This window comes from Paenibacillus lautus NBRC 15380, from assembly GCF_004000945.1.
Taxonomy (GTDB): Bacteria; Bacillota; Bacilli; order Paenibacillales; family Paenibacillaceae; genus Paenibacillus_AQ; species Paenibacillus_AQ lautus.
Genome location: NZ_BIMF01000003.1, coordinates 368,855 through 385,112 on the forward strand (window position 1 = coordinate 368,855; position 16,258 = coordinate 385,112).

A 16,258-nucleotide genomic window follows, 5' to 3' on the forward strand; every position below is an offset into this window, starting at 1 on the left:
AGCATGCTTCTTCTCACTCTTTCGCGAATCCTACAAGCTCCAATCGCGTCTAGGCTTATAACCTGCCTTCTCCAGGAATTCCCGCTCCATCTCCGGACCAAGACCCTGAATCCCCACCTTGGCGCTCATCGACGTAATCAGCATCCGGCTGGCCACTTCCAACGTTTGCAGGGCCATCCGCGCTTCGCGAATGGTCGTATCGTACACAACCACGCCATGGTTCTCCAGCAGCAGAACATTGGCGAGCTTGGCCTTTTCCCGAACGCCCTCGCCCAGCGCGTCACTGCCCGGATGATAGTAAGGCACCCGTTCGATTCGCTCCAGATAATACATGGTCTCTACGAACATGTTGGACGGGAGCTCCAGATCGGAGCAGGCAATAAGTGTTGTATAGAACGGAGAAGCATGGAGCACTGCGCCGATCTCCGGACGGCTCTCGTAAATCGCCCGATGCATCGGTGTTTCTTTGGACGGTTTGCGCCCCTCTGCTCCATATATATTTCCGGACAGATCACATTCGATCAGGTCCGATTCTTCCAGTTCGCCAAGGAAAGTCCCGCTGGCCGTAACCACATAACGGTCCCCTTCCGTTCTGGCGGAGATATTCCCCGCATTACCCCACGCAAGGTCATATTGCATCATATACTTGCCGGTGTGCTGCAGTTCTTTTCTAATCGTTTCCGCGCTAGCCATGATATCTGCCTCCTGTATTTCAGCATTTATTCTACTTCAAATAACCACTCATATGACGAGCATCGCCCCGCGTATTGCTATTTACCGCCTAACAAGTTCGGCAGGAACATCGACAATTGCGGAAGATACGTGATCAGCAACAGGTCAATGATCAACACAATATAGAACGGCACCATCCCCCTTGTGATCTGATCCAGCCGGATCTTCGCGATCTGGGCCGATATGAACAGATTGATGCCGAGCGGCGGCGTGCACATCCCGATTGCCAGGTTGACGATCATAATGATACCGAAATGGGTCGGGTCAATCCCGAATTCAGCTGCTACCGGCGCCAGCAGAGGTGCCAGGATGATGATCGACGCATTGGATTCCATGAACATGCCCACGATGAGCAGGAACACGTTGACCAGCAGCAGGAACACAATCGGATTATCGGATATGTTCACGAAGAAACCTGCAACCGCCTGCGGAATTCCTTCACGCGTCATGATCCAGCTGAACAACCCGGCGCTTGCAATGATGAACATGATCACGGATGTTGTAATCGTGGATTGCGTCAGAATGTTAATCAGCTTGGAGAATTTAATCTCTTTATATACGAATACGCCGACAATGAATGCGTACGCTACGGCAACGCCGGCAGCCTCGGTCGGCGTAAAAATACCGCCGTAAATTCCGCCAAGAATAATGATCGGCATCAGGACAGCCCAGAAGGATTCCTTGAAGGCCTGCCATACTTCTGGCGGCGTCTTTCTCTTCTCGCGAGCATAGCCTTTTCGTTTCGCAATAATATAAACGGCAATCATAAGCGATAAACCAATCATAATTCCCGGAATGAGACCCGCCATAAACAGATCGCCGATGGAAGTTTCGGCAGCTACCCCGTATAGAATCAACGGAATGCTTGGCGGAATGATAACCCCCAACTCACCGGACGTCGCTTGAAGGGCACCCGTAAAGTTCTTGTGATACCCCCGGGAGATCATGGCCGGAATCAGGATACTGCCCAGCGCCGCGGTTGCCGCGGCGGAAGAACCCGATATAGCGGCAAAAAACATCGAGGTTACAATCGTTACAAGTCCGAGTCCGCCAGGCAAATGGCCTGTAAGTGCATTCGCCAGGTTCACCAGTCGTCTTGAAATCCCGCCAAATTCCATCAAGGTACCCGCGAACACGAAGAACGGAATCGCCATGAGCGGGAATGAATCCGTTGACGTGAATGAGCGCTGTACGAGTACAAGCAGCGGCGTGCCGCCTTCCCACCAGATCGCTACCGCCGACGCCATCCCCATCGATACGGCAATCGGGACACTGATGGCGAAGAAAAGGATCAGACATCCGAATAGTACGATAGGCATTATAATCCTTCCTCCTTCGCTGGCGGTATGGTATCGGAAACGATCGTTTCCAGAATGACCGCTACCGCATTCATGATGAGCAGCACCGCTCCAATCGGAATAGCTGCATAAGGAACCGACATGCTAAGCCCCATCGCTGCCGACGATTGCACGGAGACCCGGCCCAGAATATCGATGCCCTGGACCAGCAAAAGAACGAAAAACACGATGCATATCGCCATGACGGTGATTCGAACCACCTTTCGGTTGACTTCACTCACCAGCTCCGGCAGCAGCTCGATCGCTACCAGCCGATGATGGCGCAGCGCCAGCGAGGAACCCAGGAATACAAGGTAAACCATCAAGTATCTGGCAAGCTCCTCGGACCAGTGAAGCGGATATCCGACAATCCGGTATATAATCTGCATGATAATCAGGATGGACATGACACCCAGGATCATGGCCACTGCGATGCCTACGAGTTTGTTGAGCGTATCGATCGCTTTTAATGTCTGCCGCATGGCTTATCCCCCCTCTTGAAGAAAAAATAGTTATGGCGTGTTGATAATTTTGTCGTACAGCTCTCTTCCGTACATGTTGGCAAAGCGTTCATGCACCGATTTGGCTGCCGCCTCGAACGATCCCTTATCCACTTCCACAAACTCCGTACCGAATTCCTCAAGCTCATTGATGATCTGCTCTTCTTGTTCAAAAACCAGCTGATTCTCGTATTCCGTCGCTTCCTTGGCCGCTTCTTCAATAGCCTGCCGCTGAGACTCATTCAAGCGTTGATACGTCACTTCGCTCATCGCGAGCATCACGTAGCCGTATACATGATCGGTCATCATCATATACTTCTGGACCTCCTGAATCTTGGAGCTGGCCGTAAAAGCAACCGGATTCTCCTGCGCGTCAATAACCCCGGTTTGCAGCGATGAATAGACTTCGCCAAAGGCCATCGGCGTCGGCGTCGCGCCCATCGCTTCCCAAGCCGCAATGGAAGCCGGAATCTCCGGCACGCGGATTTTCAAGCCGCGCAGATCGCTTGGCGTTTCAATCTTCTTGTTGGCGGTCAGCTCGCGCGGGGTTCTCATCCAGAACTCCAGACCGCGGACCTCGGCATTGTCAAGCAAGCTCTGCTTCAGTTCATCGCCGACATCCCCATAGAGCACGTTCTCCAAATGCTGCTTGTCCCGGAACAAATACGGCAGCTCCAAGATGGCATAAGGACTGTAGAAATTCGATAACACGCCCGCCGGCAGCGCAAAATCCACCGATCCGATCTGCATCCCTTCGATCAGGTCACGGTCATTCCCGAGCATCGAGCTGGCATACACCTCTACCTCGATCTCGCCGCCCGTTTTTTCCTTCACCAATTCCGCAAATTTGAGCGCGCCCAGATGCCACGGATCGGATTCGCCCGTAATATGACCGAGCCTCAGCTTCATCGGGCCCTCATCCGTATTCGGCTTCGTCATAAATAAAGCGCTTACAATGAGCAGTGCAGCCACCATGACAACTGCGAGTCTTTTCCACATTTGTCGTTCCCCCAATCTGATATGAAGTTCCTGCAGCCTCCGCCGCTAGAAGCAGAAGCTGCGGGGAAATGTTGATTATGAAAAGGTGACGATGACCTTCAGGGACGAATCTTCCTTCTTGTCTACCAGGCGGAACCCTTCCGCGGCATCTTCATAAGACAGTCGATGGGATATGACGGCTTTGACGTCCACCGCTCCGCTGGCTAATAAATCGATGGCGGATATGGTATCCTCGCGCGTATACGTCATGCAGCCCACGATTTCCTTCTCGGTTTGCTGCAGATTCACGATATCGAAGGTTTGCGTGCCATGGAACATCGCTATCGTTACGCAGCGGCCGCCTTTGCGAAGCAAGGCAAGGGCATCATCCACGATCCCGGGAACCCCGGCTGCAATCAGCACCTTATCAAATTCGCCATCGATTTCCGACTTGGCTTCCTCGGTCCAACGTTCCTTGCCGCGGATGTTTAAGGTGTGAGTAGCCCCCATCTCCTTCGCGGATTCAAGCGCATAATCCATGACGTCCGTCACCATGAGCGTTGTAGCGCCGGCAGCCTTCGCAGCCGTCATGGCGAGCAGCCCGATCGGTCCGGCACCGAGAATGGCGACCTTGTCTCCGACTTCGATCCCGGCTTTGCGTACCGCATGGACCCCTACCGCGAAGGGCTCAACCAGCACGCCCAGCTCATGGTCCAGCTGATCCGGCAGCTTGAAGACGCATGCTTCCGGCGCCGCAAAATACTCCGCCATCGAACCGTACCAGCCCTTCAGGCCCGGTGCTCCCCGTTCCGCGCAGTAATTCGTTCTACCCGTCAGACAGTAATCGCATTTGCCGCAGCCGACCTGGGGCTCCACGGTTACCCGATCGCCGATCCGGAAGGATGTGACGTCCTTGCCCACCTTCACGATTTCGCCGGACACTTCGTGGCCGATAATGACAGGCGGCTTCCGAAACAGGTGCAGTCCTTTGTAGGTATGAATATCCGAGCCGCAAATGCCGGCTGCTTTTACCTGGATCAGCACTTCACCTGCCCCGATCTCCGGTATGTCCACGTCTTTAACGACAACTTTGTACGCATCCTCCACATATACAGCCTTCATTGTCTCTCCCCCTTGATGAATTCAAAATCGCGGTGTGATCCCGTATCTCTCTGTTATATAAAAAGCGCTTGCTTTGATTCCTGCAGATGCTTGCGCATCACGTCGGCGCTGCTCTCCTTGCCGGTTTTCAAGGCTTCATAGATCTTCCAGTGATCCTCCAGGAACTTCTCCATCCGGTGAGGATCCTTCCGCAGATGCCGCCGGGTGATTCGCTGCAGATGATCATGGTAGTTCAGCAGCACCCGGTGGATTTCCTGATTGCCCGTGCACTCGCATAGGATCAGGTGGAAATCATGGTCGGCCTGGGCGAAATTCTTGACGTCGAGCCGGCTGACGATATCGGCAGTTTCGGCTAAATTGCTCTCCAACTCCTGCTCCTGCTCCGGCGTCAGTCTGGATTCGACCTGCTGGCAGTTGAAGGTCTCCAGCGCGATCCGAAGATCGTAGATATCCACGATCCGGTTCACGGATAAATCATTAATGATAATGCCCTGCTTCGAGGAGACCGTGACAAAGCCCTCAGCTTCCAGCCGCGTCAACGCTGCTTTAATCGGCGTCTTGCTCATCCCCAGCAGCTCAATCAATTCCCGCTCGGACAAGAATCGTCCCGGCTCAAACTTCTCGTTCAGAATGCTTTCCTTGATTTCATTGTAGGCCACGTCTTTTAACAGAAGAGAAGAAGTGGTCCCTTTGCTTTTATCCATCATCATTCGTTGATTCTCCTATCTTGGCTATTGATCCCGTGCTATTGATCCGGTTCAGGGAATCCGGCATCCCGTACTTTGATAAAATAATCCGGCGATCCCAGCTGCCCGCCCTTGAGGGCCAATTCCAGACCGTCAAGGCCGGCGTCATCCGAATATACCCTGCACAGCGGAGCCCCCGGGGATATGTCCCATATCATCTCCAGCCCGTAGGCGCCCATTTCGCTGGTGACAAAACCGGAGGTATCTCCTCCAGCGACGACAATCCGGCGGAGCCTGGCGTGATTCATGACCCGCTTCGTTAACTTCCCGAGGCTTCTGCCGATAAACTCGCCCGCTTCCGCTCCGATCAGTCCCATGGCCTTCAACCGCGTTCGCGTCTCACCGATCGCTTCATCCTCCGGGCCAAGCGCCGTATAGAGCACCACGCTTTGTCCCTTAGCGAGAATGTCTACAGCTTGCTGAACAAGTTCCGACTGGGCAGTATCATGGGTATCCTCGATCACGTCTGGCGTAATGCGAATGCCGCGGAACCCTGCGGCTATCGCCCGCTCAATCTGAAGCCGACTGACCGGCGAGGCACTCCCGGACACCACCAGAATCGTATCGGTAGGCCGGACCGGCGCTTTGGTCGTGCTATTCTCCAGCGAAGGGGAAGCAAGTCCAAGCTCATCCCAATGGGCGGCCAAGGCGTATTCGACGCCGGACGAACCGACAACGAATGCCCCCGCCCCTTCCGGCTTGTCCTGAATCAGCTGCCCGCACAGCTTGAGCCTGTCCTCATCCAGCGCATCGAACAGCAGAATTCCCGGCTTCTCCCCCAGTTTATCACGATAACGGCCAAGAACCGCATCCTGGTCTCCATCCAATTCGACAATATCCATCAAAGCAATCGTATCGGCCGTCTGCGCCGCCAGATGAAGACGCAGATCCGCCTCATGCATCGGCGTGGAAGGATGCTGCGACATGACGGGATGCCGGTCCAAGCGGTACACCGTATCCTGCATTTTCGCAAAATGCTGGCCGAACAGCGTATAGCGTCCTAAGCGGGGTGCTCCGACCAGCAGCGGAACCGTAACCTGATCGGGAAAATAGTCTCTTGCCACCCCAATTGCGCGGCCGATACTGCCAACCTCCGGTGAAGAATCGAAGGTGGAGCATGTCTTATAGTGAACGAGAGGCGCACCGCTCATGGACAGCTTCTCAAATACCGGCCGGAGCTCGGTTTCCATATCCTCCGAGGATTTGGCTCTGCTGGTACCCGCTACCCCTATGCAGCGCAGGCCTTCAAACTTCTTGAGCCGATCAAGCGAAGGAGCTTCCAAAAACAGCACCGTGCGGTAACCGCTTCGGGCCAGCGCCTCCATCGCATCCGTCGAACCCGTGAAATCATCGCCATAGAAAGCAAGCAGCAGCTCATTGTGGTTCATGCGTGTCCCTCCTGAATCTATGATAGATCTATCATAGATCTATTTGAGACCTATTGTATGGGCAGCGCTTTCAAATGTCAACTGTCTTTTCGATTTGAAGTGAGATATGTCATTGCGGAACCCCCATGAGATATCCTCGCATTCCTCAACATATTAACCAAGCGCTGGCTCATAAACTTAATGGATAGCAGTTTAACCGGATACGTTACGTAAAAACCATATGGAGGGAAGATACAGATTGATGGAGGATTAGAACCGGAACAGAGGAACTCATGACCGCATACCACATCCGATACGCAGCGACGGAGCAGGCGGGCCGGACTACGGCCCGCGGGATGTGATGAGGGATATCGAGAATCCCGACATGCTTGTTCCACCAGCCACGGATGCGGGCTTGATGCCCAATCTGAAAATGTCGTTCTCCGACACGCATATCCAATGGATGCAAGCGGTAGAAATTTCATCGGAGATGTGGGGCCCGGCGATCTGTGGTATTTTCCTGCCGGTCTCCCCCACTCGATCCAGGGACTCGAGGAAGGCTGTGAATTCCTGCTGGTTTTTGACGACGGCCACTTCTCGGACCTGAACACCTTATCGATCTCCGACTGGTTTGCCCATATGCCAAAGGATGTGCTGTCCGCCAACTTCGGCGTTCCGGAGAACGCTTTTGACCATATCCCGAAGGAACAGGTTTATATTTTTCAGGATCAGGTGCCAGGTTCGCTCGAAAGCCAGGAGGTCCAATCCCCTTACGGAACAGTGCCGCTGAGTTTCAAGCACCGGCTGCTGGCGCAAGAACCGATCATAACCCCCGGCGGAAGCGTAAGAATCGTGGATTCCAGCAATTTTCCGATCTCCAAAACCGTTGCAGCCGCGCTCGTTGAGATCAAACCGGGCGCCATGAGGGAGCTTCATTGGCATCCGAATCAGGATGAATGGCAGTATTACCTGGCAGGACAAGGACGAATGACCGTGTTTGCCGGCAATGGAGCGGCGCGGACCTTTGATTACAGAGCCGGTGATGTGGGATATGTCCCCTTTGCCTTCGGCCACTACATACAGAACACGGGCACGGAATCCTTATGGTTTCTCGAAATGTTCAGAAGCGACCGGTTCGAGGATGTTTCTTTGAATCAATGGATGGCCTTGACCCCTCGGGACCTGGTCCAGGATAACCTGAGAGTTGGAACCAAAGTCACCGATGCTTTGCGCAAGGAAAAGTGGCCTGTTGTTAAATATCCGAGGTAAATTCTAGCCTCCCCTTTGATCGAGGACATTGCCTGTTCGATTAAACGTCATGCAGACCGGCCAAGAGGATTTTATTCCAACGCCGTCTGCCTTTGCCGTCATGCGGACATTTGACTTTTCTTTCCTCCTGCCATATAGTTCATTAATGAAACTATTTCATACGTGAACTATTCGAAAGGAGAACTATTGTTGAACGACAAGGCAAAGCAATGGATCGACCGATATGTGGATGTCTACCTGCTGGTCACCCGGCGGATTAACGCCCAGATTCGGGAACATCTCGGTGAAGATTTGACCAATGACCAGTTTCAGGTTGTGCGCATCATCAACAGCATGGATCACTGTACTTCATCCCATCTGGCGGAAACGCTTGCCGTTGGCAAGAGCTCGATTACCGCTATCGTCAACCGTCTCGTGGATGCCGGCATTATCGACAGAACCCGGGACAAAGCAGATCGCAGGCTGGTTTATCTGACTTTAACGGAATACGGACATACGATTTTTGAATCTGCCCAGGAGCAGATGAGGGAGATCATCTCCCCTTACCTGCAGCATTTTGAAGAAAAAGATATCGAAATGTTTATCTCGATGTTCGAGAAACTGGGGCAATTGATGTTTGAATCAGGGGGGAGAAAGAATTGAAAGCCATACTGAAAGCAAGATGGGCCATTATCGTGCTGTGGCTGGCAGCCGCAGTCGTGCTGTTTTTGTTCGCGCCATCCATGTCGGACTTGGTTCGGGAAAAAGGGCAATTATCCGTACCGGACGGTTACACCTCTTCACGCGCTGCTGAAATTCTCAAGGAAGCCTCCGGCGGCGAGGGCGGGGAAACCCTGCACCAGGTTGCGCTCGTCTTCAATAAACCCGATGGGTTAAGCGAAACGGATAAGGAGAGCATACGGGAGGGCGTTCAAGCTTTAAATGACAAAAAAGAAAGCCTCCATATCGATTCCATCAATGAACCGTTCACGCAAACGGAGCTGGAAGACACACTGATTGCCAAAGACGGCAAGACCATCATGGTCGCGCTTCAGGTCAGCGGAGGCCAGGAAGCGGTGAAAGAGCTGCCCGAGAAGGTCGATCAGGTGCTCGAAGGCGTTCAAGCCGATCATTACCTGACAAGCGAAGGCCTCATTAATGAAGATACCATCGTCAGCTCGGAGGAAGGCCTGAAGAAAACGGAATATATTACAGTCGTCTTTATTCTCCTCATTCTATTCGTTGTATTCCGTTCCTTCGTCGCACCGTTCGTGCCGCTGTTGACCGTAGGGCTCAGTTATATCGTGTCGCAGTCGGTTGTCTCTTTTCTCGTGGATCAGTTCAACTTCCCGATATCGACCTTTACCCAGATCTTTATGGTGGCCGTCATGTTCGGGATCGGGACCGACTACTGCATCCTGCTGATCAGCCGGTTTAAGGAAGAACTCACCACGTCGGAGGATACCCAGACGGCGATCATCGAAACTTACCGAAAAGCCGGCGGCACCGTGCTTTATTCCGGGCTTGCCGTATTTGTCGGCTTTGCAGCTATCGGGTTATCCAAATTCATTCTGTACAAATCCGCGGTTGCGGTTGCGATCGGCATCGCCGTTATGCTTCTTGCATTGGTTACAGTCGTGCCGTTCTTCATGGCGGTCCTTGGGAAGAAACTCTTCTGGCCGTCACGTGGCAAGCTGGAGCATAGCGAAAATAAGCTTTGGGGAGCGGCAGGTTCCTTCTCTCTTAAGCGTCCTTGGGCTGCGCTGCTTGTCGTAGCTGTTATCGTGGCCCCTTTCCTGGCTACGTACAGCGGCAAGCTGTCGTTTAACAGCCTGGAGGAAATCGGGCCAAGTTACGCTTCGGTTAAGGGCTTTAACATTATTTCGGACAGCTTCGGTCCCGGACAATCGCTGCCATCCACCATCGTGATCAAGAACGATGACCGAATGGATACGGCGGAATACATGGGACTCGCGGAAAAAATCAGCCGTGAAGTGGAAAAGGTGGATGGCGTATCCAGCGTACGCGGGCTCTCCCGTCCAACCGGTGAGCAAATCAACGATTTCCTCATTCCAACTCAAGTCAAAACGTTAAATGAAGGATTGGGAGAGTCCAAAGACGGACTGACCCAGATTCAGAATGGACTATCCGAAGCAGGCAAACAGCTCAGCGAGAATACGCCGAAGCTGAATGAAGCCGCAGCGGGAGCCAAAGAGCTAACTAAGGGAACCGCCGACCTCAAGGACGGCATCACGGAGCTTGGCCAAGGCCTCAGCGCCATTCAAAAAGGAATCCAGAGCGGCAGCGCAGGTGCAGGCGAACTCAAAGCAGGGCTTGCCCAGGCTGCGAAAAGCGCGAAAGAGTTAGCTGCAGCGCATGCCCAGCTTCTCCAAGGTTATAAACAGCTTGATACCGGATTAACAGCTCTTGAAGGCGGCGTTGCCGGACTTAAAGAACAACTGGGCGGCGTTGCGGCTGCACTGAGTGGACTTGAAGGCTCCTTTACGGGACTGGAGAGCAACCACCCGGAACTCATTCAGGATGCCGACTATCAAACCATCAAAGGTACCATCACGCAAACAGCGGCAGGCACAGCCGAGCTGGCAGCAGGGTTAGGACAAATCTCCGAGCAGCTTAAAGGCGCGTCAGCCGGCTTATCGGAAGCCAACGCCGGCTACGCCAAGGCAGCCGCCGGGCAAACGGCGCTTGCCGACGGTCTTCAGCAGCTCGTGACCGGTATCGCCGAGCTTCAATCCGGCCTTTCGCAGGCAGCTAACGGGCAAGGACAGATCGTGAGCCAAATTCCTTCCATTACGGGCGGTCTTGACCAGCTGCAGGGCGGCCAAAAGCAGCTTGCCGACGGCTTTGGCGACCTAACCGGCCAGATCGGAGAGCTGACGGAAGGACTGAATTCCAGCGCGGACGGATTGAAACAAATTTCGGACGGACTGCATTCCGCTCAGGATTATCTGCAGCAGATCCAGGACGTTCAGGATGAAGAGCTCAGCGGATTCTTCATTCCGCAGGAAGCCCTTGAGAATAAGGAATTCCAGACGGTATTCGATACCTATCTCAGCGATGACCGCAAAGTGATGACGCTGGATGTGGTTCTGGCAACCAATCCGTACAGCGAAGAAGCGCTGGGCAGCGTCGAACAGATTCAAGCTGCGGTTGATCGCGCAGTAAAAGACACGAAATTGGAGAACGCCGAGGTTGCCATCAGCGGCATTACCAGCACGAACAACGATTTGCAGAACATATCGAATGAAGATTACTCGCGAACCGTCATTCTCATGCTGAGCGGAATCTTCATTATCCTGGTCGTGCTGCTGCGCTCCATCGTGATGCCGATCTATCTGATTGTCTCACTGCTCATCACGTACTTTACGGCTGTCGGGGTTACGGAGATGATCTTCGTTCACGGCTTCGGGTATTCCGGCATCACCTGGGCTACTCCGTTCTTCAGCTTTGTCATGCTGATCGCGCTTGGAGTGGATTACAGCATCTTCCTAATGGCGCGCTTCAACGAAAACAAGTCCTGGAATGTTCAGGATGCCATTCTGCATGCCATGCGCAACATGGGTACGGTCATCCTGTCTGCGGTGGTCATCCTTGGCGGTACCTTTGCGGCGATGTACCCGTCCGGCGTACTGTCCATGATGCAGATCGCCACGGTTGTCCTGGTTGGACTTGTGCTCTATGCACTCCTATTCCTGCCATTCTTCGTACCGGTGATGGTCCGTATCTTTGGCCGGGCCAACTGGTGGCCGTTCACCCCCAAGGAGCAGGACGTAAAGGGCAGCCCATCCGGGCATGACGTAGGAATGTAGCTATTATAAAGATGACCCAAACCTAACAATGATCAAAATAACCGCCTTTTCCTGATTCATGACAGGTAAAAAGGCGGTTATTTTCTATGCCATTTCAATAAATGTGAACGGAAATCTTATCCGTGAGTACTTGGGACGATTACCAAAGAACCGAGCGAATGCTTTTTGTTGGGGAATAGCTATACGATCCTCACATTTTCTCGTATATTAAGAAGAAGAATTCTCGGATCTTAAACCATACCAAACCTAAAAGGAAACGTGAACCGTGCCAACACGATCTGCAAACCATACCTATCGCATTCAAACTAAAAAGATTCTTCAGTATATATTGGCCATTGCTGTTTTTCTGTCCGTGCTCCTCAGCATTCGGTGGTATTGGATCGAGACCTTCGTTCCTCCCCACCATCCGCAAGCCTCCCAAGGGGTGCTCGACTTACGCAGCTGGGACCTCATTCATTCCAAATCCATAACATTGGATGGAGAATGGGAGTTCTATCCTGACATGCTCGCCACAAAACAGGAACTGGAGCAAACCAATCCGCAGCATCGCTATGTGCAGGTTCCGGGAAATTGGCGGGGAAGCCAAACGAAGGCATCCGGATCCGCTTATGGTACCGGAACCTATCGGCTTTGTATTCTGGTCGATCCATCCTTAACCGCTCCCCTTTCGTTCTGGATCCAACAGATTCAGGCTTCGGCGAGCGTCGAGATAAACGGCCTTAAGATGGGAGAGATGGGCAACACCGGAGAGGACGGCAAAGACAACTATTCACCGGCTCGAAGTCCCTTCGTTGTCGATTACGCTCCCGCTAAACACACGCAAGAAATCGATTTGATTATACGCGTGGCCAACCATGAGCATCCGCTCCAAGGCGGAATTGTAAATTCCATCAAGCTGGGATCCAGCGAAGCCATCCACGATGAACGCGGTCTTTCCATCGATCTTCAGCTCATTACATTCGTCGTGCTGATCCTTCACGGTTTGTATTCCTGCATTCTGTATTTTTTCAATCCGCGGGAATGGACGCTTCTTGATTTTTTTCTGCTGCTTCTTACCGCATCCGTGACGATTGTAGTTTCAGATGACGATTTACTGTTGAAATGGCTGCCCATCAATTACGCTTGGGATCTTAAAATCTCCATCTTGTCTTATTCTTGGCTATCGTTTTTCGTATTGAAAATGACCAGGAGCTTCACCTTGAAGACCCGCAATCGATGGTTTATCGGTTATAGCATTTCCCTGCTTCTATATTCCGGATTTATTGCAATCGCACCTGCTTCTCTTATTTTCTGGACGGTGGAATACAAAGTTTTTGCCATTCATTATTTATTACCAATTATCATCTCTATATATATGTTCGGGAGAATGGTGGCTGCAAGCCGGGATGACGCGATCTTTCTGCTCTTGGCAGCCAGCGGCGTTTTCTCCAGTGTTATTTGGGGAGCACTCATTAAATATCAGGAACTTCCAAAAGTGTATTACCCCGTTGATGTCATCGCGGCCATCATCGGTTTCTCTGCCTATTGGTTTAAGCGTTATTTCCGCAACGTCGATAAAATCAGCAAGCTCAACCGCGAATTGCAGAAAGCGGACAAAATGAAAGACCGGTTTCTGGCCCAGACGTCACATGAGCTGCGAACGCCGCTGCACGGGATCATGAATATCGCCCAGAGCGTCTCAGACAGAGAACAGCATAATATGGACAATCGAAGTGCGGAGGATATGCAGCTCCTTGTTAAGGTTGGACGCCAGATGTCGCATTTGCTGAATGATCTACTGGACGCCGTAAGGCTGAGGGAAAAGCGAATCGTACTGCATGCCGAGCCGCTGTCCCTTCCCTCTATCGTAAATGGCGTTATCGATATCTTGAAGTATTTGGTCGAAGGAAAAGCCGTGCAGTTAAAAATGAATATCGACACATCCGGAGCCCTCCCTCTCGTTATGGCTGATGAAAAAAGGCTTGTGCAAATCCTCATGAATGTATTGCATAATGCCATCAAACATACCGAGGAAGGAAGCATTGCCGTAACGGCTAACGCCAAGAACGGGCAAATGTTCATCGAGGTAACGGATACGGGAACGGGAATGGATCAGGAAACACAGCAGCGGGTATTTCTGCCCTACGAACAAGGCGATCCCGGATACGGCGACACCAACGGCATAGGTTTGGGCCTTAGCATCAGCAGAGAATTGGTAGAGCTTCATGGCGGCTGGATGACGGTTCACTCCGAAATCGGAAGGGGTTCGACGTTTACATTCACGCTTCCTTTGGCTGATTCGACTGACGTAGAGATGTCCCCCAATATATCGGCCGTTCGGTTCGAGGCCTATGAAGAAATGGCGGCAAGCCGGAACGACCTGAATGACCAGCCGCTCCAAACCGCAGAAGTCCCGTCAGCGGAAGAGCAGATGAACATCCTAGCCGTTGACGATAACCTTGTAAATTTGCGAGTGCTTGCGAGTATATTGATGTCTGAACCTTACCACCTGCAATTAACAACTTCGGCCGGAGAAGCGCTGGAATTGCTCGGAACGAAACCATGGGATTTGGTAATCGCAGATGTCATGATGCCGCAGATTTCAGGTTACGAGCTGACACGGAAGATAAGGGAACGTTATTCCCCTTCCGAACTCCCTGTGCTTCTGCTGACGGCGCGCAGCGATCCCTCCGACATGTATGCGGGATTTCGGGCGGGTGCCAACGATTATGTCACGAAACCGGTGGATCCGATGGAGCTTAAATACCGTATCCAGTCGTTGATTACGTTAAAGCAGTCCGTGAATGAGCGTCTTCGTATGGAGGCCGCCTATCTGCAAGCGCAAATCCACCCGCATTTTTTGTTCAACACCTTGAATTCAATCCACGCTTTGAGTGAAATTGATGTGGAACGAATGCGAAAACTTAATGAGGCTTTTAGTTCATTCCTGCAAATCAGCTTTCAATATCAAAACTCCGGCAAATTTGTCTCACTATCGGAAGAACTCGAACTTGTACGCGCATATTTGTATGTTGAGAAGGAGCGACATGGCAACAGGCTCCATGTTATATGGAACGTGGATCAGGATATGAACCTCATGCTCCCTCCCTTAACGATTCAGCCTCTGGTCGAGAATGCGGTACAGCACGGTATTATGCAAATAGCCAAGGGCGGAACCGTACAAATTCGTATTGAACGTCAGCAATTTTCCACGCTGATTCAGGTCAAGGATGACGGCATGGGAATGAGCAGAGAAAAAGTACAGGAGTTGCTGGATGCTCCGCGAGAGGACAAAAGAGGAATCGGCCTCTACAACACGAATCGCAGGTTGATTCAGACGTATGGGAGCGGTCTTACCATTCAAAGCGAGGTCCATGAAGGGACAAACGTGTCTTTTGTCATCCCGGATTCGGAGTAATGTAACGAGCGGGCACCGTCTCCCGGCAAGCCACCTGAACATGGCATTCTCCAGACGCTCCGTTGGCAGATAAAGCGGGTCCATGAAATATGGAAGGTACAAAAGAACGGGAGTAAGGATTCATACACGAAGCGTCTCTTAACAGAAAAAGGAGGGCATCCCGCCAGATCTAAGATCTTTGGGACACCCTCCTTTTTTTTAAACATACTTGCGAATTCGATTGCCGAGTGTGGCTTTTTCCTTCTGCCATTAACTTGATACTCATCGCCGTAAACCGAAGATGCTTCAGTCTAGTAGCTCACGATACAACTCCGATATAAAATCCGTCATACCCCTTACTTCCCACCGTTTGAATTGCCGTTCCGGAAATGGCGGAGTGGGCGGAGAGCATATCCATGAATTTGCGGATACCGTGCACCCGAGGGTCTGTGCTGTGATGATCGATAACTTCTCCATCCCGGATCACATTATCGCTAATCATGACGGTGCCCGGCCGTGAGAACTGTAACGCCCACTTCAAATAATTCGGATTGTTGGGTTTATCGGCATCGATGAAGATCAGATCGAACGGCTCCACCTTCTCCTCGGCCAACTGCTCCAGCTGTTTCAGGGCATCGCCTACCCGGATTTCCACTCTATCCTCCAGTCCGGCCAATGCCACGTTGGATTTGGCAACCTCGGCATGATGCGGATCAAGCTCCAGTGAAATCAGCTGCCCGCCATCCCCAATCGCCCTAGCCATCCAGATCGTACTGTAACCTCCCAGCGTACCGATCTCCAAAATTCGTTTGGCTCCCTTGATCTGAACGATGACGTTCAGCAGCTTACCTTGAGCCTTGGATACATCAATTTCCGGCAATCCGGCCTCCCGATTTGCAGCTAACACCTTCTCCAGCACCTCATCATAAGGAATCAAATGTTCTGTGAGGTAATCGTCCACTTTTTCCCAAGTTGCAGCTGCAGTTTCCTTCTTTTTCATATCCGTTTCCTCCCATATTCTC

Annotated in this window: 11 protein-coding genes and 1 pseudogene; 4 read left to right on the top strand and 8 right to left on the bottom strand. The window is 52.1% G+C overall.

Annotation, left to right across the window (positions count from 1 at the left end; genetic code table 11):
- Nucleotides 1-30: 30 nt before the first annotated feature.
- The 7 genes from PLA01S_RS08795 to PLA01S_RS08825 all read right to left on the bottom strand — a co-directional run bounded on the left by PLA01S_RS08795 (nucleotide 31) and on the right by PLA01S_RS08825 (nucleotide 6,803).
- A complete protein-coding gene (locus PLA01S_RS08795; protein WP_127591649.1) occupies nucleotides 31-693 on the bottom strand; it encodes a class II aldolase/adducin family protein in 663 nt (220 codons plus the stop codon).
- Nucleotides 694-770: 77 nt separating this feature from the next.
- On the bottom strand, nucleotides 771-2,051 hold the full coding sequence (locus PLA01S_RS08800; protein WP_127591650.1) for a TRAP transporter large permease: 1,281 nt from the start codon (nucleotides 2,049-2,051) through the stop codon (nucleotides 771-773).
- Nucleotides 2,051-2,551, bottom strand: coding sequence for a TRAP transporter small permease (locus PLA01S_RS08805; RefSeq protein ID WP_127591651.1), 501 nt, complete (start codon nucleotides 2,549-2,551; stop codon nucleotides 2,051-2,053). Before PLA01S_RS08805 ends, PLA01S_RS08800 begins: the two co-directional genes overlap by 1 nt.
- Nucleotides 2,552-2,581: 30 nt before the next feature.
- On the bottom strand, nucleotides 2,582-3,568 hold the full coding sequence (locus PLA01S_RS08810; RefSeq protein ID WP_127591652.1) for a TRAP transporter substrate-binding protein: 987 nt from the start codon (nucleotides 3,566-3,568) through the stop codon (nucleotides 2,582-2,584).
- Between the two features lie 75 nt (nucleotides 3,569-3,643).
- Complete coding sequence (locus PLA01S_RS08815; protein WP_127591653.1) at nucleotides 3,644-4,669, bottom strand: zinc-dependent alcohol dehydrogenase; 1,026 nt, start codon at nucleotides 4,667-4,669, stop codon at nucleotides 3,644-3,646.
- Nucleotides 4,670-4,722: 53 nt separating this feature from the next.
- On the bottom strand, nucleotides 4,723-5,379 hold the full coding sequence (locus PLA01S_RS08820; RefSeq protein WP_127591654.1) for a GntR family transcriptional regulator: 657 nt from the start codon (nucleotides 5,377-5,379) through the stop codon (nucleotides 4,723-4,725).
- 35 nt (nucleotides 5,380-5,414) lie between these two features.
- On the bottom strand, nucleotides 5,415-6,803 hold the full coding sequence (locus PLA01S_RS08825) for a four-carbon acid sugar kinase family protein (protein WP_127591655.1): 1,389 nt from the start codon (nucleotides 6,801-6,803) through the stop codon (nucleotides 5,415-5,417).
- Between the two features lie 280 nt (nucleotides 6,804-7,083).
- Between PLA01S_RS08825 and PLA01S_RS08830 the strand changes: the two are divergent.
- From PLA01S_RS08830 to PLA01S_RS08845, 4 genes and pseudogenes are all read left to right on the top strand, one after another.
- Nucleotides 7,084-8,051, top strand: a pseudogene (locus tag PLA01S_RS08830) (cupin domain-containing protein).
- Nucleotides 8,052-8,240: 189 nt separating this feature from the next.
- Nucleotides 8,241-8,693: a MarR family winged helix-turn-helix transcriptional regulator gene (locus PLA01S_RS08835; protein WP_127591656.1), complete on the top strand. Its 453-nt coding sequence runs from the start codon at nucleotides 8,241-8,243 to the stop codon at nucleotides 8,691-8,693.
- Complete coding sequence (locus tag PLA01S_RS08840; protein WP_127591657.1) at nucleotides 8,690-11,860, top strand: MMPL family transporter; 3,171 nt, start codon at nucleotides 8,690-8,692, stop codon at nucleotides 11,858-11,860. Before PLA01S_RS08835 ends, PLA01S_RS08840 begins: the two co-directional genes overlap by 4 nt.
- Nucleotides 11,861-12,125: 265 nt before the next feature.
- A complete protein-coding gene (locus PLA01S_RS08845; RefSeq protein WP_127591658.1) occupies nucleotides 12,126-15,257 on the top strand; it encodes a hybrid sensor histidine kinase/response regulator in 3,132 nt (1,043 codons plus the stop codon).
- 298 nt (nucleotides 15,258-15,555) lie between these two features.
- Here PLA01S_RS08845 and PLA01S_RS08850 read toward each other — a convergent pair whose 3' ends face one another.
- Nucleotides 15,556-16,236 carry an O-methyltransferase gene (locus PLA01S_RS08850; protein WP_127591659.1) on the bottom strand — a complete coding sequence of 227 codons (681 nt, stop codon included), beginning with the start codon at nucleotides 16,234-16,236 and terminating at the stop codon, nucleotides 15,556-15,558.
- Between the last annotated feature and the right edge of the window lie 22 nt (nucleotides 16,237-16,258).